Annotated in this window: 21 protein-coding genes; 17 read left to right on the top strand and 4 right to left on the bottom strand. The window is 46.6% G+C overall.

Annotated features, from left to right (window positions below):
* Window positions 1-34: 34 nt before the first annotated feature.
* Entirely contained in the window at window positions 35-1,354 is a 1,320-nt protein-coding gene (locus tag NSB25_RS02405; protein ID WP_103238004.1) for an alpha-L-fucosidase, read from the bottom strand.
* 99 nt (window positions 1,355-1,453) lie between these two features.
* On the bottom strand, window positions 1,454-2,254 hold the full coding sequence (locus NSB25_RS02400) for a MurR/RpiR family transcriptional regulator (RefSeq protein WP_103237875.1): 801 nt from the start codon (window positions 2,252-2,254) through the stop codon (window positions 1,454-1,456).
* A gap of 323 nt (window positions 2,255-2,577) precedes the next feature.
* Here NSB25_RS02400 and NSB25_RS02395 point away from each other — a divergent pair, with 323 nt between their 5' ends.
* The 4 genes from NSB25_RS02395 (at window position 2,578) to prfH (ending at window position 5,880) form a co-directional block, all read left to right on the top strand.
* Window positions 2,578-2,919, top strand: coding sequence for a hypothetical protein (locus NSB25_RS02395; RefSeq protein ID WP_103237876.1), 342 nt, complete (start codon window positions 2,578-2,580; stop codon window positions 2,917-2,919).
* A gap of 39 nt (window positions 2,920-2,958) precedes the next feature.
* The gene (locus NSB25_RS02390; protein ID WP_242982265.1) at window positions 2,959-3,552 is read left to right on the top strand and encodes an Rpn family recombination-promoting nuclease/putative transposase; all 594 of its coding nucleotides are present in this window, start codon (window positions 2,959-2,961) and stop codon (window positions 3,550-3,552) included.
* 506 nt (window positions 3,553-4,058) lie between these two features.
* Window positions 4,059-5,186, top strand: coding sequence for an RtcB family protein (locus NSB25_RS02385; protein WP_103237877.1), 1,128 nt, complete (start codon window positions 4,059-4,061; stop codon window positions 5,184-5,186).
* 100 nt (window positions 5,187-5,286) lie between these two features.
* Entirely contained in the window at window positions 5,287-5,880 is a 594-nt protein-coding gene (prfH, locus tag NSB25_RS02380) for a peptide chain release factor H (protein ID WP_103237878.1), read from the top strand.
* Here the strand turns inward: prfH and NSB25_RS02375 are convergent.
* Window positions 5,873-6,241, bottom strand: a complete 369-nt coding sequence (locus tag NSB25_RS02375) for a hypothetical protein (protein WP_103237879.1) — start codon at window positions 6,239-6,241, stop codon at window positions 5,873-5,875. The two genes, prfH and NSB25_RS02375, sit on opposite strands and share 8 nt — an antisense overlap.
* A 402-nt stretch (window positions 6,242-6,643) precedes the next feature.
* On the opposite strand from NSB25_RS02375, the gene NSB25_RS02370 reads away from it, so the two are divergent.
* The gene (locus NSB25_RS02370) at window positions 6,644-7,621 is read left to right on the top strand and encodes a helix-turn-helix domain-containing protein (RefSeq protein ID WP_257479218.1); all 978 of its coding nucleotides are present in this window, start codon (window positions 6,644-6,646) and stop codon (window positions 7,619-7,621) included.
* Window positions 7,622-7,649: 28 nt separating this feature from the next.
* On the opposite strand, the gene NSB25_RS02365 is transcribed toward NSB25_RS02370, so the two are convergent.
* Window positions 7,650-8,546, bottom strand: coding sequence for a helix-turn-helix domain-containing protein (locus NSB25_RS02365; RefSeq protein WP_172454928.1), 897 nt, complete (start codon window positions 8,544-8,546; stop codon window positions 7,650-7,652).
* 265 nt (window positions 8,547-8,811) lie between these two features.
* On the opposite strand from NSB25_RS02365, the gene NSB25_RS02360 reads away from it, so the two are divergent.
* The 12 genes from NSB25_RS02360 (at window position 8,812) to NSB25_RS02305 (ending at window position 21,261) form a co-directional block, all read left to right on the top strand.
* Window positions 8,812-9,774 (top strand): ABC transporter permease, encoded by a 963-nt coding sequence (locus tag NSB25_RS02360; protein ID WP_330405994.1) that lies wholly within the window; start codon window positions 8,812-8,814, stop codon window positions 9,772-9,774.
* 11 nt (window positions 9,775-9,785) lie between these two features.
* A complete protein-coding gene (locus NSB25_RS02355) occupies window positions 9,786-10,673 on the top strand; it encodes a carbohydrate ABC transporter permease (RefSeq protein WP_103237882.1) in 888 nt (295 codons plus the stop codon).
* 168 nt (window positions 10,674-10,841) lie between these two features.
* Window positions 10,842-12,602, top strand: coding sequence for an extracellular solute-binding protein (locus NSB25_RS02350; RefSeq protein WP_172454929.1), 1,761 nt, complete (start codon window positions 10,842-10,844; stop codon window positions 12,600-12,602).
* A gap of 51 nt (window positions 12,603-12,653) precedes the next feature.
* Window positions 12,654-14,678, top strand: a complete 2,025-nt coding sequence (locus NSB25_RS02345) for a glycoside hydrolase family 31 protein (protein WP_103237884.1) — start codon at window positions 12,654-12,656, stop codon at window positions 14,676-14,678.
* Between the two features lie 14 nt (window positions 14,679-14,692).
* The gene (locus NSB25_RS02340) at window positions 14,693-14,875 is read left to right on the top strand and encodes a hypothetical protein (RefSeq protein ID WP_103237885.1); all 183 of its coding nucleotides are present in this window, start codon (window positions 14,693-14,695) and stop codon (window positions 14,873-14,875) included.
* Window positions 14,863-15,273 carry a hypothetical protein gene (locus NSB25_RS02335; RefSeq protein WP_103237886.1) on the top strand — a complete coding sequence of 137 codons (411 nt, stop codon included), beginning with the start codon at window positions 14,863-14,865 and terminating at the stop codon, window positions 15,271-15,273. Before NSB25_RS02340 ends, NSB25_RS02335 begins: the two co-directional genes overlap by 13 nt.
* 292 nt (window positions 15,274-15,565) lie before the next feature.
* The gene (locus NSB25_RS02330; RefSeq protein ID WP_103237887.1) at window positions 15,566-16,822 is read left to right on the top strand and encodes a reverse transcriptase/maturase family protein; all 1,257 of its coding nucleotides are present in this window, start codon (window positions 15,566-15,568) and stop codon (window positions 16,820-16,822) included.
* The gene (locus NSB25_RS02325) at window positions 16,819-18,198 is read left to right on the top strand and encodes an ArnT family glycosyltransferase (protein ID WP_103237888.1); all 1,380 of its coding nucleotides are present in this window, start codon (window positions 16,819-16,821) and stop codon (window positions 18,196-18,198) included. Before NSB25_RS02330 ends, NSB25_RS02325 begins: the two co-directional genes overlap by 4 nt.
* Window positions 18,199-18,351: 153 nt before the next feature.
* Window positions 18,352-19,395 carry a CPBP family intramembrane glutamic endopeptidase gene (locus tag NSB25_RS02320; RefSeq protein WP_103237889.1) on the top strand — a complete coding sequence of 348 codons (1,044 nt, stop codon included), beginning with the start codon at window positions 18,352-18,354 and terminating at the stop codon, window positions 19,393-19,395.
* 52 nt (window positions 19,396-19,447) lie between these two features.
* Window positions 19,448-20,149 (top strand): acyl-[acyl-carrier-protein] thioesterase, encoded by a 702-nt coding sequence (locus tag NSB25_RS02315; protein ID WP_103237890.1) that lies wholly within the window; start codon window positions 19,448-19,450, stop codon window positions 20,147-20,149.
* Window positions 20,150-20,186: 37 nt separating this feature from the next.
* On the top strand, window positions 20,187-21,026 hold the full coding sequence (locus tag NSB25_RS02310; RefSeq protein ID WP_103237891.1) for a CvfB family protein: 840 nt from the start codon (window positions 20,187-20,189) through the stop codon (window positions 21,024-21,026).
* Between the two features lie 49 nt (window positions 21,027-21,075).
* Window positions 21,076-21,261, top strand: a complete 186-nt coding sequence (locus NSB25_RS02305) for a YjfB family protein (protein WP_103237892.1) — start codon at window positions 21,076-21,078, stop codon at window positions 21,259-21,261.
* The last annotated feature ends 109 nt before the right edge of the window (window positions 21,262-21,370 follow it).

Below are 21,370 nucleotides of genomic sequence, written 5' to 3'. Positions count from 1 at the left end.
GCTTTTCTCCTGCTTCCTTCGGACGTAAAGCAGCTCAGGCGTCATGGAGACTACGCTCCAATGCCTCTCTTTTTTCTGCATATGTCCTTCCCATGTGTAGCTGAGGATAGAGAAAACCTCTTGCATACTCTGGTTCTTTCTCAAATTCCAGCTCAAAGACGGTAATCGAAAGCACCGGATCCCATATATCCTCCCGCAGATCCAGCAGGCGAATATAACGTGCATTCTGTACGAAATTCACCTCCTTCCCTGTCGCCGCTTCCCGCACCGCTTTCAGTTTCCCCAAAAAGCCTCCGAACTGCAGTTCCCTTTCCTTCGGCCGGATCCAGTTCCACATCCAGACCTTATTTTTCTCCTCTGTAGCGCTGCACAGGCCGTTAGCCTTATAGACTACGGTGGGGCTTTTTCTTCCATATACGGCGGCTTTGTTCCGCTCGAGCCATGCCCCAACCTTTTTCAGCGGTTCTATGGCCTCGGTGGGTATGCTTCCGTCTGCCCTGGGTCCTATGTTCAACAGGAGATTGCCGCCTGTTGCTGTGGCCTTGCACAGCATCCTGATGATTTCATGGGCATTGTAGCTGTACGGGACACAGGCATCCGAATCAATATAGCCCCAGCTGATGCCGTTGAATGTCATGCAGGACTCCCAGTCCCTGTCCTCTGCCTGAATCATCTCCTCCGGAGTGCCAAAGTCTTCCTTCAGCCTTGACCGATCGTTGATAATGATGTCCGGCTGCAGTTCCCGGACCATCTGATTCATCCTGAGACTGTCCCAGCCCTCATGGGAAACCATGGGTCTGGGAATGTCATACCACAAAATGTCTACTTTCCCATATTGGGTCATCAGTTCTCTGAGCATGTCCTGCAGCCACAATGTAAATCTCAGTCGGGCCTCCGCGTCAACCGCACATTTCCACGCATCAGGATGCATCCAGTCCATCAGTGAGAAATAAAAGCCTATGCGAAGGCCTTCTTTTCTGCAGGCATCTGTAAATAACTTTACCACATCTGTCCCGGGGCCATAATTTACTGAGTTGTAAGGATTAGCTCTGGAATTCCACAGGCTGAAGCCTTCGTGATGCCTGGTCGTCAATACCACGTATTTCATCCCCGCCTGTTTAGCTGTTTTCACCCACTTCTCCGGCATGGAAGGATCAAACTTCATATCTTTCAGATATGCGCTGTATTCTTCTGGGGTACGGTTCTCATATGCCATGGACCATTCATGGGTCTCCTTCGCAGAATAAATGCCGTAATGGACGAACATTCCGAATCTGGCCTGTCTCCACCAGTCCATTCTTCGTTCCCTTGTGGCAGCAGTCATTTCTTCATATTCTTCTTTGCAGATTAGCATTTTTGTATACCTGTATGCTCCTTTCTCCATTGTACATTCAGTATAACATACAAAAGACAGTTCCCTTATTTTTTCGCATTTTGGAAACTGTCTTTTTTCTTAAGCTTTCTTTTCTATTTTTTGTTTATATTTTACTGCTATCAGATCGGTGATAAATTGAAAATAATATGGATGATTCTGCACGTTGGAGCTATAGTCGAACCCGATACACAGATCCACTCTTGTGTCCTTCTCCATTTTTTTGTTGGAAGTGATAAGTACGATTCTGCCCTTTGTCGAAGTGAAAATTCTCTTTCCGGGATGTCCCTCCAAAAGCTGGTATTCTGTAATGTATTTGCCCGAATTACTAAAAATGATAATCAGCGTGTCCGAATCCGCATTGGCTATATATTTTTCCTGGACAATGTCGCTCAGGCTTGTGTATATGATCTTGTTGTGGAAGGCCAGCTTAAACTGCAGATCCATGGCGGCTGTCTGCGAGTAAACTGTTCCGAATGTTGCCACTTTTTCATATTTGGTCAGATCCTCCGCCAAAATATCGATTTCCTTCATGTTGATACATTCTTTCATCCGCTCCACGTCCGCTTTCAGAATGTCGGTATAGCTTTCTGCCCCGAATTTTTCGATATATCTGCAGATATCCTCTCCCCAACCGTAATTGACACTCTCTCTGGCCGCCATGGCCGACAACTTAAAGTCCGTATAATCGTCAAAGCCGATCTCCCTGACAAACTTGGATATTGTGGATTTGGATACATTGCACAGCTGCGCTGTTTCGTCAATGGAAAAACTGCTGATCTTAAACAGATTCTGCAAAAAGGAATAAGCTATATAATATTCCGTGGAAAAAGATTCCTTCTGATTGATAAGGGCCAAAAGGCGATTCAACAAAATATTCAATTACATCCTCTCTTTTCTGAAACCGGTACCGATAAAGTTACCATATCCTGCCGACGCCTCCTGCGCCGTGCTCATTTCCATTTTACATCATTCCACATCACTGTCAATGAAATTACTCAAAAACTTGAGTCTCCGGGCCTTTGCACGACAAACGCATGAGTAAATAAATTGCGAACACGCTTCTTTTCTGAATGTTAAAAAATCCAGAAAATTAAAGTTGAGTGATCGTAATAACTCATACGTTTGTCGTGTATTTTGAGTTGTCGGTATTGAAAGAACCAAAATGGTATAGTATACTGAAATATACAGGAGGGAGACGTGTAATGCGTGAGAAAAAGCAGGCTTTGAAGCCCGATACCGTATTGAAAAATTATTGGAGTGATAATGAACGGTTTGCCGACTTTTTTAATGCAGTGCTGTTTCATGGGGAGCAGATGATTTTTCCAGAAGAACTGGAGGAACTTGACACGGAGGAATCCACTGTGTTAGAGCACCGGGAGTATGCGGAATCTATTACAGCTTCAAGAGACAGTGTCAAAGTCAGGAAGAAGTCTTCTGCGCTGGGAGTGGAATTCGTGATTCTGGGCATGGAAAATCAGGGTTATATTCATTATGCCATGCCAATGAGGGTTATGGGATATGATTATGGGTCCTATAAAAAGTAATATGACAGTAATGCGAAAAAGTATAAAGCGGCAGGGGGATTGAGCGAGGACGAATATCTATCCAAAATGCGGGAGACAGATAAACTGGTACCTGTTATCACAGTGGTTGTCTACTATGGCGAAAAACCCTGGAATGGAGCCGCTTCGTTGCATGAAATGCTGAACATTCCAGAAGAAGTAGTACAATATGTGAACGATTACAAGATGATTCTGGTAGAGGCCAGGCAGAATGAATGTAAATTTCATAATGTGGATAATGAGGATTTCTTTAATCTGCTGAAAATTCTTCTGGATAACAGTAAACCGGTTAACGAGATAAAGGAAGAAGCCATAGAGTATACAAAAAAGCATAATGTGGAAAAATCAGTAGTAATGACGGTTGCAGGTGCGGCGAATTGTAAGCTAAATTATGAATTGGAAGGAGATGGCGGTATGTGGACTGTTTTTGAGGAGACCGAAAATGAGGGAAGAATTCAAGGTATTAATGAGGGAAGAATCAAGGGGATTATTGAAATGGGGCTTGAATGTGGATTATCTGAAGAAGATATTTTGGAGAAGCTGCAGAAGAAGTTGAATGTGCCCTGGCAGAAGGCGCAGGAGTATTTTCAGAAGTATGTAGCGGAGACGGTATAGTCAAAGTGGATACAAAGCTCATAATAATTTAATGAAATATGCTATTTTGCTGTCAGTATCTAAAATTCAGATTGGCAAAAGTCGAGGACAGTGAAACATGAATCAGGAAGAAGCGAGCCGATTTGCCAGATTTGCTGCAGTGCTGGGGTATTATACAGGTTGAGACAGGAGGAGAGAAGCATAAAAAGTCTGTGTTTAAGGCCAATGGATAGGCAGGAAGTCTTTTTTGCTTGCCAATCCTCAGCCTTTGTGTTACCATGAATTTGTCACCAAAATAAAAAGAGATTCAGGAAAGGAGGGCTTACCATGCAGAGTCACAACAGACAACATCAGAACAGAATAGAGGAACCGACAATCAAAGGTACAGCGTTCCGCAGGTATGATAGATAGTTTTGGCTTGAACAGGCTATTCCTGACAGGCATCAAAGCTTTTATTAAGATATCCTTGCCGTGGCAGCACCTTTGGGGGTGCTTTTTTGCACCCATTTTTAAGGAGACAAAATAATATGAAGACAGTAAAAGGCATTTACGCTGAAGCGAAGATATTTACGGATGACGTGGAAGAATATGCTCAGGCACAGGTGAAAATGATATGCGACAACCAGGTGGCAGAGGGCAGCAAAATACGCCTGATGCCGGACATCCATCCCGGCAAGGTGGGTCCCATCGGCTTATCCATGACAGTTACAGACAAAGTAGTTCCCCAGCTGCTGGGGGTGGACATCGGCTGCGGTATGACCTGTGTAAAACTGAATAAGAATACAGCAGAGTTCCAGAAGCTGGACCGGGTCATCCGGGAGAATGTGCCGTCTGGGTTCGCCATAAGGAAAGAACCCCACCATATGGCGGAAGGATTTTCCTGTGAACAGCTTCACTGCGTCAGGCATATCAACAGACAGAGGGCGGAGAGAAGTCTGGGCACCCTTGGCGGAGGAAATCATTTCATTGAGCTTGACAGAGGAGAGGACGGCAGTCTGTATCTGGTGGTACATACGGGCAGCAGGCATCTGGGGGAGGAAGTGGCAGAATATTACACAAAGCTTGCCAGTACGTCCCTGAAAGAGCAGGGGATGGAGGTCCCCTATTACATGAGCTACCTGGAAGGGGCTGGAAAAGAAGCCTACATGGAGGACGTGCAGACCGTCCAGGACTATGCCGAACTGAACAGGCAGGTCGTTGTAAGGGAAATCCTGAAGGGCATGAAATGGAAGGCCTCAGAGCAGTTCTCAGTGGCGCATAACTATCTGGACGCTTCCGGGGTGCTCCGAAAGGGAAGTATCGCAGCCCAAAAGGGAGCCCGGGTAATCATCCCGGCGAATATGCGGGACGGCATGATTCTGGGCGTGGGACTGGGCAATGAGGACTGGAACTGCTCGGCGCCTCACGGTTCCGGCAGGAGGCTGAAGCGTGAGGAAGTAAAAAGCCGGTATACCGTATCAGACTTCAAAAAGGAAATGAAGGGTATCTACAGCAGCTGCGTAGGGGCGGACACATTGGACGAAGCTCCCTTTGCCTATCGTTCCCTTGCGGAGATTGTCGAGCAGATCGGAGATACCGTTCAGATAATGGAAATCCTGAAGCCAGTCTATAATTACAAGGCAGGAGGCAGAGAACTGTCGCGAAATAAATCCTGAAAGTATTGCCTGCAGAGTGCAGGAATGGCACAGGGAATTTTATAGTAATGAAAAACAGTGGGTAATCAACCATAAAACAGAAATTAAGAGGTGCAGGTTTATGATAATTCAGATCAGTGCAGGACAGGGGCCCGCCGAATGCCAGCTGGCGGTGGCGAAGCTGCTTGAGGCGCTTAAAAGAGAATATGGGGATTTGGAGATCCTGTCAGAGACCAAAGGTCATGAGAGGGGCTGCCTGGATTCCGTCCGTTTTCGGACAGAACATGACCTGAGCGGCCTGGAGGGGACGGTGCTGTGGATCTGCAGGAGCCCTTTCCGCAGGAACCATAAAAGGAAGAACTGGTATGTGGACGTGAGCATCATCTCGGAGGCAGTTCAGGTGGCGTCAGATGGGGAATACCGCATCGAGAAGTTCCACAGTGGAGGAAAGGGAGGCCAGAATGTGAATAAAGTGGAGACTGGAGTGCGGGTCATACACATTCCTACGGGAATTGTGACCCAGTCCACAGAGGAAAGGAGCCAGTTCCGGAATAAGCAGATTGCCATGGAGAGGATGCAGGAGAAGCTTGCCTGTCTGCGGAAAGAGCAGCAGGAACGGCAGGCTGGCGCCGCGTGGATAGAGCACTACCGCATTGTCAGAGGGAACCCGGTACGGACTTATGAAGGAGAAAGGTTTCTGCTGAAGGTTATTTAATAGCCTTTCCAATATGTTTGCCCAATCTCCATTCAGGCGCAATGCCATCATCTGCCCAATATTCATCAACTGCTACAATTTTGCCATTAATAACCTTAATGAAAGATGTAACATGAAATGATAGAGTTTTATCCTTGGAATGCACATGAGTTACTGTAATAAATAAATCATTTATTTCTTCAATTCTTTCCACTTCACCGTCCCAGTCACCGGGATATTCGCAATTTGCAATGATAAATTCATTTACGTTAAAATGCTCATTCGTGCAATGCCAGTTTATATAAGCGTTCTCGTCAAAATAATCTTTGATGACATCTGTATTTTGCGCTAAGACATCTTTCCAAAATTTGTATATATCCATAAATTTTTGCCTTTCTTAAATTCTGATTTGTCGTTATGCTTAGTCTAGCACATTCGGATGATATCCACAATATTCCATGTATGAAAAGACAAAAAGTGAATTCTTCACTTGGCAATGTGGCAAACAGTCTATGGTTGCTGACATTGGAGGGGCTTGTGGGAACAGGCATAGTCAGAGGGAGTGACCGGGAACAGGAGCAAACGATGGAAGTGCGTTTGCATTTGTGGTAGAATAATATCATTGAACAATTCTATAAACCTGAAAATCGGGCGAACAGCAGAAAAAACAGCGGCTGCAACTGATAGTTGCCATATAGTTGCCCATAATTTCCGTATAGTTGGTAGAGTGCAACTGGATAAATCAGTATATTATTGCTATCAAAATCAGATGGAGGTTAGTAATGTGAATGAAAATCAATTAGCAGAAAATCTTATGTATTATCGTAAAAAGAAAGGGCTGTCACAGGAAAAAGTTTCTGAATATTTGGATGTCAGCCGTCAGGCTGTAACCAAATGGGAAGCCAATACTTCCAGACCAACCTCTGACAATCTAATCAAGTTAGCGCAATTATTTGAAGTTGATGTTGATACATTGCTGGGGAATGGGGACAGGGAAAAATCGTCAACGCAAGAGGAAATATCAATAGGAAAGATGCCTTGGGTTTTTGTGGGGATATCTGTTTTATGTATATTGGCATATATAATTTACAGTACATTAACGAATATTTTCAGTATTGGAGTCTGTATCTGTATGTTTATTTCATGTATTCCAATACAACTATTCCTGCATATTTATTTTTCCAATGCAATAAAAAATGATTCTTTTAATGGGATTGCAGGGTTTGATGACGGGATAGAGTATAATATTTGCGAAGTGAAGAAACTGCTGGTACAGATTGATTTGCATATTGGAATCTTGTCTACTGTATATATTTTTCTGCTTTGCGTGATAAATGGAGTAAATCCGAAAACGCAATGGTTCAATGGCATTCTGATTGTTGTATATATACTGAATTTTATCACAAGTATAGAAATGAGCAACTACAAAATGACAGATAAAATCTATCGTAAGGAAGAAGACAGGAAACGTGCCGGACGCCGTATTCCGGTAACTGTAATATACACCTTGATATTATGTGTGGGAATAGGAATAACAGGTATCGTATTTGAAGCAAAAGGAATTGAGAATAATACACTGCCTGCAATGAAAATATGTGGATTGTTGATTTTGGGCATAATGAGCGCAACAATAGGATTTTTATTTGAAAATAATAAAATAAAAAAATGGAATCCTGCAACTACAAACTATAAAATAAGTAAAGTAAGCATAATCAGTTTATTTATATGCGTAATAATGTATGGACTGATGTGCGTTATATAAGACGCGTGGAGCATCTTCCTGCCTCCAATTATTCTCCGGCCATATGATTCCTGTATTCGGACGGCGTTTTGCCGGTTTTCTGCCGAAAACATTTTGCAAAATAACTCATATCGGAAAAACCGCAGGATTCAGCGATTTCAGCAATCGCCTGATGTTCGGAAGTCTTCATCAGATAGACCGCGTGCTGAAATCGCAGATCATTCAGAAATTTCTTTGGAGATTTTCCCACCACTTTTTTAAAAGAGCGGCAAAGGTGCTCGTAACTGATATTCATATTCTGGGCAAGGGCCTCCAGCTTTATATCTTCCGCGAAATTTTTTCTCAGAAGATAAAGCAGTTCCTGCACATAAGAGAGGGTGTGAAAATCCTCTCTTATTTCCATGTCGTATGCGTTTGCGCGAAGCAGATTGCAGAACACAGAGAGGAGAAGAATCTGGATTTCCATTTCATAGCAGAGGGGTCTGGATTTGTCCAGAAGGCATATTTTTTCAATGCTTTTCAGGCTGTCCATACCGGAAGCAGTTTCCTGAGTCAGCACCGGGAAGAAGCGGATATATTCTCTGGCACTGGGATGAATATATCTGGTATAAATACGGGATTCCGTGCTGGGGAATACCAGGGAGTTCCCGAAAACGATGCTTGTAAAGCTGAAATCCGATGTATTGGCGGAGACGGAATAGTGAATCTGGTAAGGATTTACCATCAGCGCCTGGTGAGCGGATAACGGATATGAAATTCCGTTGATGCCGAAAGTGACGGCTCCTTTCTGCATATAGATGATTTCATAATCAGAATGCCAGTGTGCGGTGAACAGTTCAGGGGGAAAAGCAGGGGTGAACTCATAGGCGGCAAAAGGGAAAAGCTTCTCTCCGTGTACGATTTTTTCCTGAATGGGGTTGCTCATATGGGTTCCTTTCTTTGACATATCAAAAACATCATATATTCTGATGGGAAAATTATAACACATAAGTCAGAAAAAAACTATAATAAATAACAAACAACCCAATTTGATGTCAAATATATACAATTAGTCAATCTGAATTCAAATAAAATCCGGATAATTGACAAAATAGCAGAGAAATAAGAAAGCTATATCTCGCAGAAAGAATAAAAAGAAAAATAAGGGGAAAAGACCATGAAATTTTGATAATATCAAAAATATTTTATTGGGGCAGAAAGGAGGAGGTGTTTTGCAGCGGGAAAAAGAAACAATTGTTTTGGGACAGGAAAAGGGTCAAATAGAAAAAGAGACCAATGGAAAAAGAGGGAAACTTTCTCTGCAGGTACACTACTGGCTGATGGTACTTCCGGGATTTGTCTGGATTTTTCTGTTCAGCGTGGTTCCCATGGTGGGAATTATCATGGCATTTGAAGATTTTTCACCCAGCAGAGGATGGTTTGGCTCAGAATGGGTGGGACTGGAGAATTTCGAATATCTGTGGCGGTTAAGCGACGCCAGGAGAGTGCTTAAGAATACGCTGATCATAGCGGGAGGAAAACTGTTTTTGAATCTGGTGATTCCCATTGTATTTGCGATTCTGTTAAATGAAGTGGTAAACCTTCGGTTTAAAAAGGCAGTACAGACTATTGTATATCTGCCGCATTTTATCTCCTGGGTAATTCTTGCGAATATCATGTCCAATATTTTCGGATATCAGGGAGTGGTAAATGCTGTTCTGGGAATGTTCGGAACAGAGCCGGTGGTCTTTATGGGAGAGGCGGATATCTTCAGACAGCTGCTCATCGGCACGGATGTGTGGAAGGAGTTCGGTTACGGAGCGGTGATCTATCTGGCGGCTCTCACAAGTATTGACCCCAATCTGTATGAGGCGGCATCGATTGACGGAGCCGGCAGATGGAAGCTGATCCGGTATATTACGCTTCCTTCATTGATTCCTACGGTGGTGCTGATGGGAACGCTGTCCCTGGGAAGCATTCTGAACGGAGGTTTTGATCAGGTATTCAATATGTATAATGCATCAGTCTATTCCACGGCGGATATCATTGACACCTGGGTCTACAGAATCGGTCTTGTGAATGTACAGTACAGCCTGGCATCCTGTGCGGGATTGCTGAAATCCGTGGTAAGTCTGGTTCTGATTTCAGTTTCTTATTTACTCGCACACAAATTTGCTGACTATCGAATTTTTTGAGGTGGGAAATTATGATAAAAAACAAAAGTGTCGGATCCCGGATTTTTATGATAGTAAACGGGATTATTCTGAGCGTGCTGGCTCTCAGCTGTCTCTACCCGCTGTGGTATACCTTCTGCGTTTCCGTTTCGTCCAAAGAGGCAGTGGACGCAGGACAGGTACTTTTGTTTCCTATTGGATTCAACTTCGGCTCTTATAAGCTGATTATGCGGGACAGCGCCTTCTTCAGCTCAGTGCTTGTATCATTGAAACGTGTGGTGTTGGGCACGCTTTTGTCCATGACATGTATGATCCTGATGGCATATCCTCTGGCCAAGACGAAGAGGCAGTTTAAGGCCAGGAATATCTGCATGTGGATTCTGGTGTTTGTCATGCTCTTTCACGGCGGTACGATTCCCTGGTATATGACAGTGCGGTATTACGGACTTATCGACACTCTCTGGTCGCTGATTCTGTCGGGCAGTCTGCCGGTATTCAATATCTTTCTGATTGTAAGTTTCTTCAGGCAGCTGCCGTCAGATCTGGAGGAAGCCGCGATTGTGGACGGGGCGGGCCCATGGACAATTCTGTGGAAAATATTCGTGCCCTGTTCCATCCCGGTTCTTGCCACAGTCTGTCTGTTTGTCAGTGTGGGATACTGGAACGAATATTTCCAGGGTCTGTTGTTCATCAACACGCCGGCAAATTACCCGCTTCAGACCTATATCAAACAGATTGTAGTGAAAATTGCCGCAGATGTCTCTTACACAACGGAGCAATATCAGGAGATGACCCAGAACTCCAACCGTGCGCTGGACGCCGCAAAGGTGTTCATTTCCATGGTTCCTATGCTGATGGTTTACCCGTTTATCCAGAGGTATTTTGTGACGGGAATTACGCTGGGAGCCGTGAAGGGGTAGGCGCCGCAGAGTGTGGGCTGCGCTGTAAAGGGTACATGATGGCGGCTGTCCGGAGAGGAGGCTGATGAACAGATAAGAATGGGGAATTTATGAAGTGGGAAATCGGAGAGCCAACGAGGTAAGGCCTGGCGGTTTCGTGAATCTATGGATCATAGAAGGAGGAGAAAAATGGCTAAGAGGAAAAAACTATTGTCAGTATTGCTGGCGGCCGGGCTGCTTGCCGTATCCGGCTGCGGGACCGGCGGCGAAGAAGCTCGGGGGGGTAATTCAGAGGCAGTATCCACATGGAAAATGGCCACATCCGATCAGTACGAGGCGGACGCGGAACCGGGAGAAACCGATGACAGAGCATTTCAGCGGTTCGAGAATCCGGTGGATATACATATCGGAATGGCAGTCAGCGCCACGGACACTTCCCTGAAGGAAAACGGGGAGACGGTGGAAGATAATTTCTTCATTCGGTATCTGAGGGAGAAATTCAATATTAATGTTATTGTGGACTGGTATACGGCGGACGGCGAGAGCTACAACCAGAAGGTTTCTACCCTGATTGCCAGCAATTCCCTTCCCGACGCGCTGGTGACCAGCGAGCGCAATTATATGCTGATGGCGGCGAAGGACGGTCAGCTTGCCGACCTGGGGGATGTGTTCAATCAGTATGCTTCCAGACAGGTGCTGGATATTGTGAATGCAGCCGGCGACGTGGCAACCGACAAGGCATCCTGGCAGGGGACTTTCTATTCTTTACCGGGACTGGACGTGGCGGCCAGCGGAACCTGTGTGTATTTTATTCGTCAGGACTGGCTGGATGAGCTGAACCTGGAAGTGCCGAAGACCGTTGCCGATCTGGAAAATGCTGCCAGGGCATTCATGGAAGCGGGTAAATGTGACTATGCCATAGAGGGACCGGCAAACGGAATCAGAACTTACTGTACGTTCCTTGCATCGAGCCCCGGTGTATGTATGCTGGATGCCGTATATCAGGCACATAATGCATTCCCTGGTTACTTCATTAAGGGAGAGGATGGAAAAGTGTATTACGGTTCCACCACGCCTGAGTTCAAACAGGCGCTGGAGCTTTTACACAGATGGTATGAAGAGGGAATTTTGAATCCGGAAATCGGTGTACAGACAGATGCCATGAAGAATATCAATGCCGGAAAGACGGGAATTTATATGTGTTCCTGGTGGGGACTGGGATACGGCAACTTCAGTGCTTTCAAGAATGATCCCACGGCCAACTGGCAGTCATATCCGCTCTATACGGATGAAGGCGAGTGGAATATCCATGTGGGAAATCTGGGCAACGGTTATACCCTGGTCAATAAGAATGCCAGCGAAGAGGTGAAAAAGGCCGTTATCATCATGAACAACATTCACGTCAGAGACGAGGCAATGCTGGTAAATCAGACGAAAATTCCGGTGGGATACTTCCCGCTTCGAAATAATATGGCGGCAGCAGACGAAAGTGAGTATACCCACAATGTTCTTCTGAGTGTGGCAAGAGGGGAAACTACTGTTGATGATTATGAATTCAAGGGAACGGCGTACAAGCATCTGAAGGATGACATCAATGCGCTCTCCACTGTGTTTAACAACCTGGACTGGGCCAAAGATGACTATGCCACAATTTATGACATGAATGTGGACGACAACAATTTTGCACGAATGTATTCACTGATGATTACGGACCGGCCTGCGGCCACCCTGAAGCCGGACCACGAGATTTCTTCGGTTTCCTACAGTGTAACACCCGCGGCGGAGAAATACTGGTCCAACCTGATCGCCATGGAAGATGCTTTCGTTCTGCAGGTAATTACCGGGAAAAAGGATATCTCGGAATTCGACCGGTTTATCTCTGACTGGAAGGCGCAGGGCGGAGAAGAAATCCTGAAAGACATGCAGGACATCGCCGACGGCAGGGAATAAGAGAGAAGGCGGAACTATAAACAGTCATGAAACTGAAACAGGAGGAAGTATATGTTTATCAAAGAGCAAAACAGATTATGTATCAAAGATGAATTCGGACTGAGATGGATTGAACCCTGGGGGGCGGATGCGCTGAGAGTTCGGGCAACACCTCTCAAGGGATTCGAAGATGACACAGATATCTCGGCGCTGCTGGATGTGGAACAGCCTCAGATTGAGATTCAGATTGAAGACGGTACGGCGTCCGTCACAAACGGGAATATCGTATGCGAAATCAATGAGGCCCAGGTGCTGTGCTTTAAGGACAGGAGCGGGAAGCTTTTGCTGGAGGAATATATCCGTGACCGGAATCATCGTCAGTATAAGAAAGGGGATGAGATGTTCAACAGTGCCCTGGAAATCTATCCCAGGTGCTTTCAGCCACATCTGATGACAGATCAGTTTAAGCTGACAATGTCTTTTGAGGCGTATGAGGATGAGAAAATATTCGGTATGGGACAGTATCAGATGCCTTATCTGGATTTGAAGGGCTGTAAACTGGAACTGGCACACCGCAATTCCCAGGCCAGCATTCCATTTGCCATTTCCAGCAGAGGATACGGATTCCTGTGGAACAATCCGGCAATCGGCTCGGTGTCTTTCGGGAAAAACAGAACAGAGTGGGTGGCGGAATCCACGAAGAAGCTGGATTACTGGATTGTGGCTAAGGATACTCCGGCAGAAATCGAAGAGGCATACGCGGATGTGGTGGGTAAGGCTCCCATGATGCCGGAATACGGAACGGGCTTCTGGCAGTGCAAACTTCGCTATCTTACCCAGGACGAAATCCTGACGGTGGCCAGAGAATACAAGAAAAGAAATCTGCCCATTTCCGTTATTGTAGTGGACTTCTTCCACTGGACGGCTCAGGGCGACTGGAAATTTGACCCTGTGTACTGGCCGGATCCTGCGGAAATGGTGCGGGAACTGAGGGAAATGGGCATTGAGCTGATGGTTTCCATCTGGCCAACGGCGGAAAAGAGCAGTGAAAATTATGCGGAGATTGCTGAAAACGGTTATCTGATTCACTCTGATGCCGGTGTGCGGGGCAATTATCTGGGAGACGTGAACATTGTGGACTTCACGAACCCGGAGGCCCGTAATTATGTGTGGTCGAAAATCAGGCAGAATTACTATGACAAAGGAATAAAACTGTTCTGGCTGGATGAGGCGGAGCCTGAGATTCAGCGTTATGAGTATCGATTCTTCCGATTCCACAGGGGCAGCGATATGGAAATCGGGAACATTTACCCGAAGGAATACGCCCGTATGGCCTATGAGGGAATGGAGCAGGCAGGGCAGGAGAACATTTTAAACCTGGTGCGCTGTGCCTGGGCAGGCTCTCAGAAATACGGTACCCTCATCTGGTCGGGAGATATCGACTCCAGCTTCCGGGCGCTGCGGGACCAGTTTGCAGCCGGACTGAATATGGGACTTGCCGGAATGCCCTGGTGGACCACGGATATCGGCGGCTTCCACGGCGGGAATATTTATGATGATAAATTCAAAGAATGCATTATCCGCTGGTTTCAATATGCCACGTTCTGCCCTGTTATGAGAATGCACGGTTCAAGGCTGCCATTTGTGGAAAAAGAATCTCCTTATGCAGTGGAAGGTTCCATGAGCCGCAGACTGTTCAGCGGTTCCGATAATGAGGTCTGGAGTTATGGGGAAGAGGCGCTTGCCATTTTCACAAAATATATGATGCTCCGGGAGAAGATGCGCCCTTATCTGACAGAGCTGATGAAGGAAGCGCATGAGAAGGGGACTCCGGTTATCCGTACGCTCTTCTATGAATATCCGGATGACAGGACAGCATGGCAGATCAGTGATGAATTTATGCTGGGAAGCAAAATCCTTATAGCGCCTGTGTTATATGAGGATATGAGAAAGAGACAGGTCTATCTGCCGGAAGGAAACTGGAGGAACATCAACGATGGAAAAGTATATGCGGGGGGAGCTGAATATATATTCGATGCGCCGCTGGAGGAGATTCCTGTGTTCCTGAAGGATGGCTGTCTTTCAGAACTGATGTAAGCCACAGGGATTTATTGAAATTTCAGAATTATCTTATCTGTACAGCCTCCGGAGAAATCTTCCGGGGGCTGTTCGTCAGCCTTGCATTTGCCATCGGCATATGGTATGATATGAAAATGAAAAAAGCGTCGCCGGGAACGGCAACAGGACATTGTGTATTCACATGCGGAAAGCAGGCAGAGAGATGGGATTCTTAAGCAGAGTGCTGGGAAAAGGCAGAGACAGGCAGACGATAGAGAGGCCGCAGAGAAGAATGCGCAATTATTGCAGCGGGGAACAGGAGCTGCGCCGGCGCATCGAGAAAATCATCGCGGAGGAATGGCCCGGGTATGAGCTGCGGAAAAATGTGCCCTCCGGTGTCATGGAAGCGCCGTCAGACGCCAGGGAATTTTACAGTTACGGCGTTTACAGAGATAATGTCCCTAAGGCCATGATTATGATTTTGAAGGATAATAATGCGTATTGCCGAAGGGATGTGCGACTTGCAAGGATGGCCTGTGAGCTGAAAAAGATACCCTATATGAATTTTATGGATTATATGGAGAATCGCCCGGAATATATTTCGCAGCGTTTCCGGGAGAATATCGGGATTTGACGGCGGGCCTGAAAAGGAATAACAAATAAATGAGATAAAAAAGAAAGAGAATGCAGCATTGCTGCGCCCGTGGAGGGTAAAGCATATTCCGGTAAAATGTTTTGCGGGCGACGGGGATATGTTCAGCCTGGTCTGGAAATAAGCATCGCTTATTTCTTCAAAGCGTTTTCTCTTTCTTTTTTTATTTCATTAAATTTCGACCGTTTTCGGCGATACATACTGTTTTCGGCGTTTTTTGCCGTTTTCGGCGTTTTTTGCCGTTTGTGCAGCGACTGTATCAGGAGGAGAACCAATGACGGGGCAGGATGGAAAAGAAGCCGCCGGCAGACCACTGTCCGTGGCGGAACTGACAGCCGAAGAGGACGCGTGGCGTGCTTTCCTGGAAGAAAAAGCGGACAGACGGCAGATGGGACATCAGGAGGCTGACGCTGTCAGAGAATGGATAGACAGGGGAGGATATCTGTCTCTGGCAGCAGACTGTAGAGAGGGCAGACTGCCGGCCGGCTTTCCTGTGAAACATCTGCTGAATAAGACAGGCACCCGGAAGAAACGAATCGTCTATTCTTTCGAAGGGGAAGAAGGAATTTTTCTGAAATTTGTCGCCTGGCAGCTGCACCGTTATGACCGACATTTTTCCGGGAATTGTTATGCATTCCGGAAGAATGTCGGTGTGAAAGAAGCGATACGGCGTATTTGCAGGGAAGCACAGCCGGGGGATAAATATTGCCTGAAAGTGGATATCAGCAATTATTTTAATTCCATTGATGTCGATATATTGTTGCAAAAGCTGGCGTTTGTACGGGAGGAGGACGCCGGGCTGTACAGACTGTTTGAAAGGATGCTGCGGCAGCCCTTTGTATGGGAAAACGGAGAGGCAGTTCCGGACAGACACGGTGCTATGGCAGGGATTCCGGTGGCTCCCTTTTTTGCAAATGTCTATCTGGCGGAGACGGATGCATTTTTTGAGAGGGAAGATGTACTGTATTTTCGTTACTCTGACGATATTCTGATTTTCGCGGGAACCAGAAGAGAGCTGGAGGAGCGACAGAAGCAGCTTTATACACAGCTGAGGGAGCTTTGCCTGACGGTGAATCCGGAAAAAGTAAAAACAGCGGGTCCAGGAGAATATTGGGAATTTCTGGGGTTCGGCTATCGGGATGGGCAGATTGATCTGTCCGAGGGTACCATTCGGAAGACAAAGGCGAAGATCAGGCGAAAAGCGGATGCCCTGCGGCGCTGGCAGCGGGATAAGAATCTGACATCGGACAAAGCGGCCATAGGGTTGATTCACGCCATGAACCGCAAATTCTATGGCAGTGCAGAGGAAGGAAAAGCGCAGGAGAATGATTTTACCTGGTGCAGATGGTTTCTGCCCAATCTGGACACAGACAGAGGGCTGCGGATAATAGATGAATATATGCAGGAGTATATCCGCTATACCGTGACAGGAAGACACTATAAAGGGAATTACAGAATAGGGTATGAGACGCTGAAAAAGTGGGGATATCGCAGTCTGGTACATGAATTCTGGGAAGGGAGGAAACGGTGAACAGGAAGATGATGGATAAAGGATGCCGGGAGAAGCTTTTGCTGCTGCTGTATTTTGCGCTTTATCTGACTGTGACGCTGACAATTGCGCTGAATCAGCCGCTGAATGATACATTTCCTTCTCTGTGCAATCCGCCGGATGAGCATTCGCGATATAAGGTGCCTCTGTATATCTGCAGCCACGGGACGCTTCCCACCGGATTTGAGGAGGAACTTTTCAGCGGAGAATGCAGGTGGACCTATGGTTTTTATACATTGCTTCCCTATATGGTACAGGGATATGTCATGCGGTTCGTGAATCTTTTTACCGATTCGCCGCTGGCGCTTCTGTATACGGCCAGGCTGGTCAATGTGGCCATCGGCTTTGGAATGGCTGTGCTGGTCTGGCTTTTGGGGAGAAAGCTGTTCCGGGACGACAGGGTGCGCTGGCTGTTCTGCTTTCTGGTGACTTTTTTGCCCCAGAGCCTTTTTCTGCACACGTATGTGAACCCGGATTCCATGTGCCTGCTTTCCACAGCGCTGATGCTCTATGGACTGGTGTGCGGGTATGGCGACGGTTTTTCCGTGAAATCCTGCGGGTTTCTGGCAGCAGGAGTGATACTCTGCGCCCTTTCTTATTATAATGCGTACGGATTTATTCTGGGCAGCATTATATTATTTGTGGCTTATTTTCTGGAAAAAAAGGAAGGCAGATGGCGGTACGACTGGAGGGCCCTTCTGAAAAAGGGGATTCCCATAGGGGTTCTGGTACTTGTATGTATCAGCTGGTCCTTTATCAGAAATTACATTTTATATGACGGCGATATTATCGGACTTACCACGAAGGAGAATTTCGTGAAGTCTTTTGGAATTGAGAGGGAGACTTATTACAGTCAGGGGAAAACTCTGGCCGAAATGCTGTTTGGAACCGGTTTTATACAAAGCCTCGGCGACAGCTTTATTGCAAGCTATGGCTCTGCAAGCCTGTACACCCGCAGGAGCGTTTACTGGTTTTACCGGATTACCTTTGCGGTGGGAATTCTCAGCGTGCTGTTCTTCAGAGGACGGGAGAAAAAAGTGAGGGAGAATTTCGGATGGCGCTGTATGCTGTTTCACCTGGTTATGGTGTTCTGTATGATGATGCCTTTGATTCTGCTGATTCGCTATGCCTATACCGTGGATTATCAGGCACAGGGGCGCTATATCCTGCCGGGAGTGATTCCCTTTATGTACTATGTGAGCCGGGGATTCGAAAAATTTCCCCTGTGGAGAAATTGCTCCGAAGGGGTGAAAAATGTTCTGTGTGCGGTGATGCTGACGGGTATTGTGGTGTCTCTGCTGATTACAGTGTATGTCTGCGCACTGCCTTATTATCTGCAGGCACCGGAAATCCTTTGAAATATACTGTACAAAAACGCCGGTTTATGATAAAATTTTCACAGGTTTTCTTTTGGCCGGCTGTGCCCGGGGCAGGGAGAAGGCACGTGTAATACACCTCCCGGGAAAAGGCATACCGGATGTAGGGCAGGAAGAAGGAACGAGGGTAAAGCTATGGATGGAATGAATGGATATGGGCCTGTTGATAACCGGAACGAAGCGGGTGAACTTAAGGCAGCCAGGAAGCATTTTTCGATGTTGGGCGGGATGTTCGTCCTGGGAACGATTCTGCTTTATGCGGTGCAGATGATTCCTGCCATTGTTGTGGGAGTGCTGAGACCGGGGTGGCTGACAAATCCGGATGTGGCCCTGCTGTTTTCTTCGGTTCCCATGTATCTGGCGGGAATGCCGTTATTGATTGTCCTGGTGAAAATTGTTCCGGCTGACAGGCTGGAACGACGCAGTATGAAGGCGGGAGCGTTTATCCTGTCTGCTGTCATGTGCTTTGCCGTCATGTATGCTTCCAACATCGTGGGTAATATTATAACCACTGTAATCGGCATTCTAAAGGGCAGCTCAGTGGACAATGTGATCCTTGACATCGCATCTTCCACCAGCATGTGGCTGGTTTTCCTTGTGATGGTGATCTGTGCGCCGATTATGGAGGAGTATATCTTCCGTAAGCTGATTGTGGACAGAACTGTCCGCTACGGTGAAGGGGTAGCCGTTCTGCTGTCAGGCCTGATGTTCGGCCTGTTCCACGGAAATCTGAACCAGTTTGCCTATGCTTTTTCCCTTGGGATATTTCTGGCATTTCTGTATGTGAAGACAGGGAATCTGAAGATTACCATTGCCCTCCATATGATGATTAACTTTGTGGGCGGTGTGGTCAGCAAATGGCTGATGGAAAAGGTGGATATCGACGAATATACGCGGATTGTCTCGGATGGAATGGATATTGAGGCGCTGACAGGCTATATCATGGACCATCTGGGAGGTTGGATTGCGTATATGGTTTTCCTGATTTTTGTGATGGGAATGCTGATTGCGGGAAGTATTCTGATCATTGTAAATCTGGTGAAGAAGAGATTTGTCCTGAACCGGGGGGCGGTTGTAATTCCCCGGGGGAAGAGATTTCGTACCGTGATTCTGAATGCGGGTATGATAATCTACTGCCTTTTCTGGATTGTGATGATTATTGTCCAGCTGGTAATGTAAAGCAGAGGAAAAGCGGACAACTGAAGATTTTCAATGACAGAGAGGGTTCATTATGTACACATTTGAAAGCAGAATCAGGTATAGTGAGACGGACAGTGAAGGGAAGCTTACCATGGCTTCCCTTATCAACTATTTTCAGGATTGCTCCACTTTCCAGTCGGAAGACCTTGGACTGGGGCTGGATTATCTGAAGGAAAGGCATATGGTATGGGTGCTTTCTTCCTGGCAGATTGTGGCGGAGCGTTATCCGAAGCTCTGTGAAAAGGTGACCATTGGCACATTGCCCTATGAGATGAAGGGATTTCTGGGTTCCCGTAATTTTGCCATGATAGATGCCGGGGGAGAGTATATTGCGAAGGCGAATTCGCTGTGGAGCCTGCTGGATACGGAGACGGGAAAGCCGACGGCTGTTCCGGAGGAGATGAAGGAAGGGTATCACCTGGAAGAAAAGCTGGATATGGAATATATGCCCCGCAAAATTGCTGTTCCTGCGAACACTGTGCAGAGGGAAACGGTGGCTGTAAAAAAGCATCATCTGGATACCAATTATCATGTGAATAATCAGCAGTTTGTAAATATTGCGATGGAGTTCCTGCCGGAGAATTTTGCGGTGAGACAAATCAGGGCAGAATATAAGAAGCAGGCTTTTCTCGACGATCTGCTGTTCCCTTTTGTGGCGGAGGAAGAGAAACGATTTGTGGTTGCCCTGCGGGATCAGGCGGGAAAACCTTATGTAGTGGTGGAATTTTCATGAGAGCCGAAGGATAAATGGGGCTCCGAAGGAGGAAGATATGATTCGTCTGGGAGAAAAACAGGAATTGTTTATTGTCAGAAAGGCAGAATTTGGGGTATATCTGGCGGCTTCCCCCGAAGAAAAGTCAGAGGTGGTTCTGCTGCCGGCAAAGCAGGTGCCGGAAGAAAGTGAAATCGGAGAGGCCGTGACAGTATTTATATACCGCGATTCCCGTGACAGACTGATTGCCACGGTGCGGGAGCCGAAGCTGCAGATGGGGCAGGTGGCGGAGCTGTATGTGGCACAGACAGGAAAAATCGGGGCCTTTCTGGACTGGGGACTGGAGAAGGATCTCCTGCTTCCGTTCAGACAGCAGCGGGGAAAGGTGGAACAGGGCGATAAGGTGCTGGTGTCGTTGTATATAGATAAAAGTGACCGCCTGTGCGCGACCATGAACGTATATGAAAATCTGCGTGCGGACAGTCCCTATGGCCCGGAGGACAGAGTGAAGGGACGTGTCTATGAGATGAGTGACAACTTTGGGGCTTTTGTGGCGGTGGATAATCTCTACTCTGCCCTGATTCCGCAAAAGGAGCTGTACGGAAAGGTGGAGCTGGGGAAGGATATCAGTGCAAGGGTGGTCCGGGTGCGGGAGGATGGCAGACTGACATTGAGTATCAGAGATAAAGCCTATCTCCAGATAGACAGGGATGCGGAGAAGATTTATGCCATGATTCAGGACCGGAACGGTGTGCTGCCCTTTAATGACAAAGTATCTCCCGAGCTTATCAAACAGGAGACCGGGATGAGCAAAAACGAATTTAAACGGGCTGTAGGGAAACTTTATAAAGAAAGAAAAATAGAATTTAAGGGAGATTGTATCTGCGCAACTGTTTAAAGCGTAAACTGTACGAGGCAGATATAAGGATAAAAGGAGGTAAAACAAAATGGATATTACAGGTGTGGCTCTGGCAAATGTTACTGAACTGCCGCAGATAGGAACGGCAGTGCTGAGCAAAGCAATGGATACCAGTGAGGCGCTGGGGGCAGGAATCGTGGAGATGATTGATGCTGCGGCAATGGAGCTGAGTGTGAACCCATATGTGGGTGCGAATTTTGATATGAGGGTATAAACGGGTTTTCGTATTTTTTACAGTTTTTTTGTTAAAGTTATTAAAAACCTATTGCTTTTTTACTGTATTTTTTGTACATTTGTATGTATACGGTGTTGCTTGCTTCCAT

The organism is Acetatifactor muris (assembly GCF_024623325.1).
Classification (GTDB): Bacteria; Bacillota; Clostridia; order Lachnospirales; family Lachnospiraceae; genus Acetatifactor; species Acetatifactor muris.
Note: the sequence above shows the minus strand (reverse complement) of the source record. Positions and strands in the feature narration are given on the sequence as shown.

Bases quoted from the DNA above. Each gene is read 5' to 3' on its own strand.
- NSB25_RS02345 (WP_103237884.1), top strand. From the start codon at position 12,654: ATGTTTATCAAAGAGCAAAACAGATTATGTATCAAAGATGAATTCGGA.
- NSB25_RS02330 (WP_103237887.1), top strand. From the start codon at position 15,566: ATGACGGGGCAGGATGGAAAAGAAGCCGCCGGCAGACCACTGTCCGTG.
- NSB25_RS02405 (WP_103238004.1), bottom strand. From the start codon at position 1,354: ATGCTAATCTGCAAAGAAGAATATGAAGAAATGACTGCTGCCACAAGG.
- NSB25_RS02320 (WP_103237889.1), top strand. From the start codon at position 18,352: ATGGATGGAATGAATGGATATGGGCCTGTTGATAACCGGAACGAAGCG.
- NSB25_RS02395 (WP_103237876.1), top strand. From the start codon at position 2,578: ATGCGTGAGAAAAAGCAGGCTTTGAAGCCCGATACCGTATTGAAAAAT.
- NSB25_RS02385 (WP_103237877.1), top strand. From the start codon at position 4,059: ATGAAGACAGTAAAAGGCATTTACGCTGAAGCGAAGATATTTACGGAT.
- NSB25_RS02355 (WP_103237882.1), top strand. From the start codon at position 9,786: ATGATAAAAAACAAAAGTGTCGGATCCCGGATTTTTATGATAGTAAAC.
- NSB25_RS02335 (WP_103237886.1), top strand. From the start codon at position 14,863: ATGGGATTCTTAAGCAGAGTGCTGGGAAAAGGCAGAGACAGGCAGACG.
- NSB25_RS02305 (WP_103237892.1), top strand. From the start codon at position 21,076: ATGGATATTACAGGTGTGGCTCTGGCAAATGTTACTGAACTGCCGCAG.
- prfH (WP_103237878.1), top strand. From the start codon at position 5,287: ATGATAATTCAGATCAGTGCAGGACAGGGGCCCGCCGAATGCCAGCTG.
- NSB25_RS02365 (WP_172454928.1), bottom strand. From the start codon at position 8,546: ATGTCAAAGAAAGGAACCCATATGAGCAACCCCATTCAGGAAAAAATC.
- NSB25_RS02350 (WP_172454929.1), top strand. From the start codon at position 10,842: ATGGCTAAGAGGAAAAAACTATTGTCAGTATTGCTGGCGGCCGGGCTG.
- NSB25_RS02310 (WP_103237891.1), top strand. From the start codon at position 20,187: ATGATTCGTCTGGGAGAAAAACAGGAATTGTTTATTGTCAGAAAGGCA.
- NSB25_RS02315 (WP_103237890.1), top strand. From the start codon at position 19,448: ATGTACACATTTGAAAGCAGAATCAGGTATAGTGAGACGGACAGTGAA.
- NSB25_RS02375 (WP_103237879.1), bottom strand. From the start codon at position 6,241: ATGGATATATACAAATTTTGGAAAGATGTCTTAGCGCAAAATACAGAT.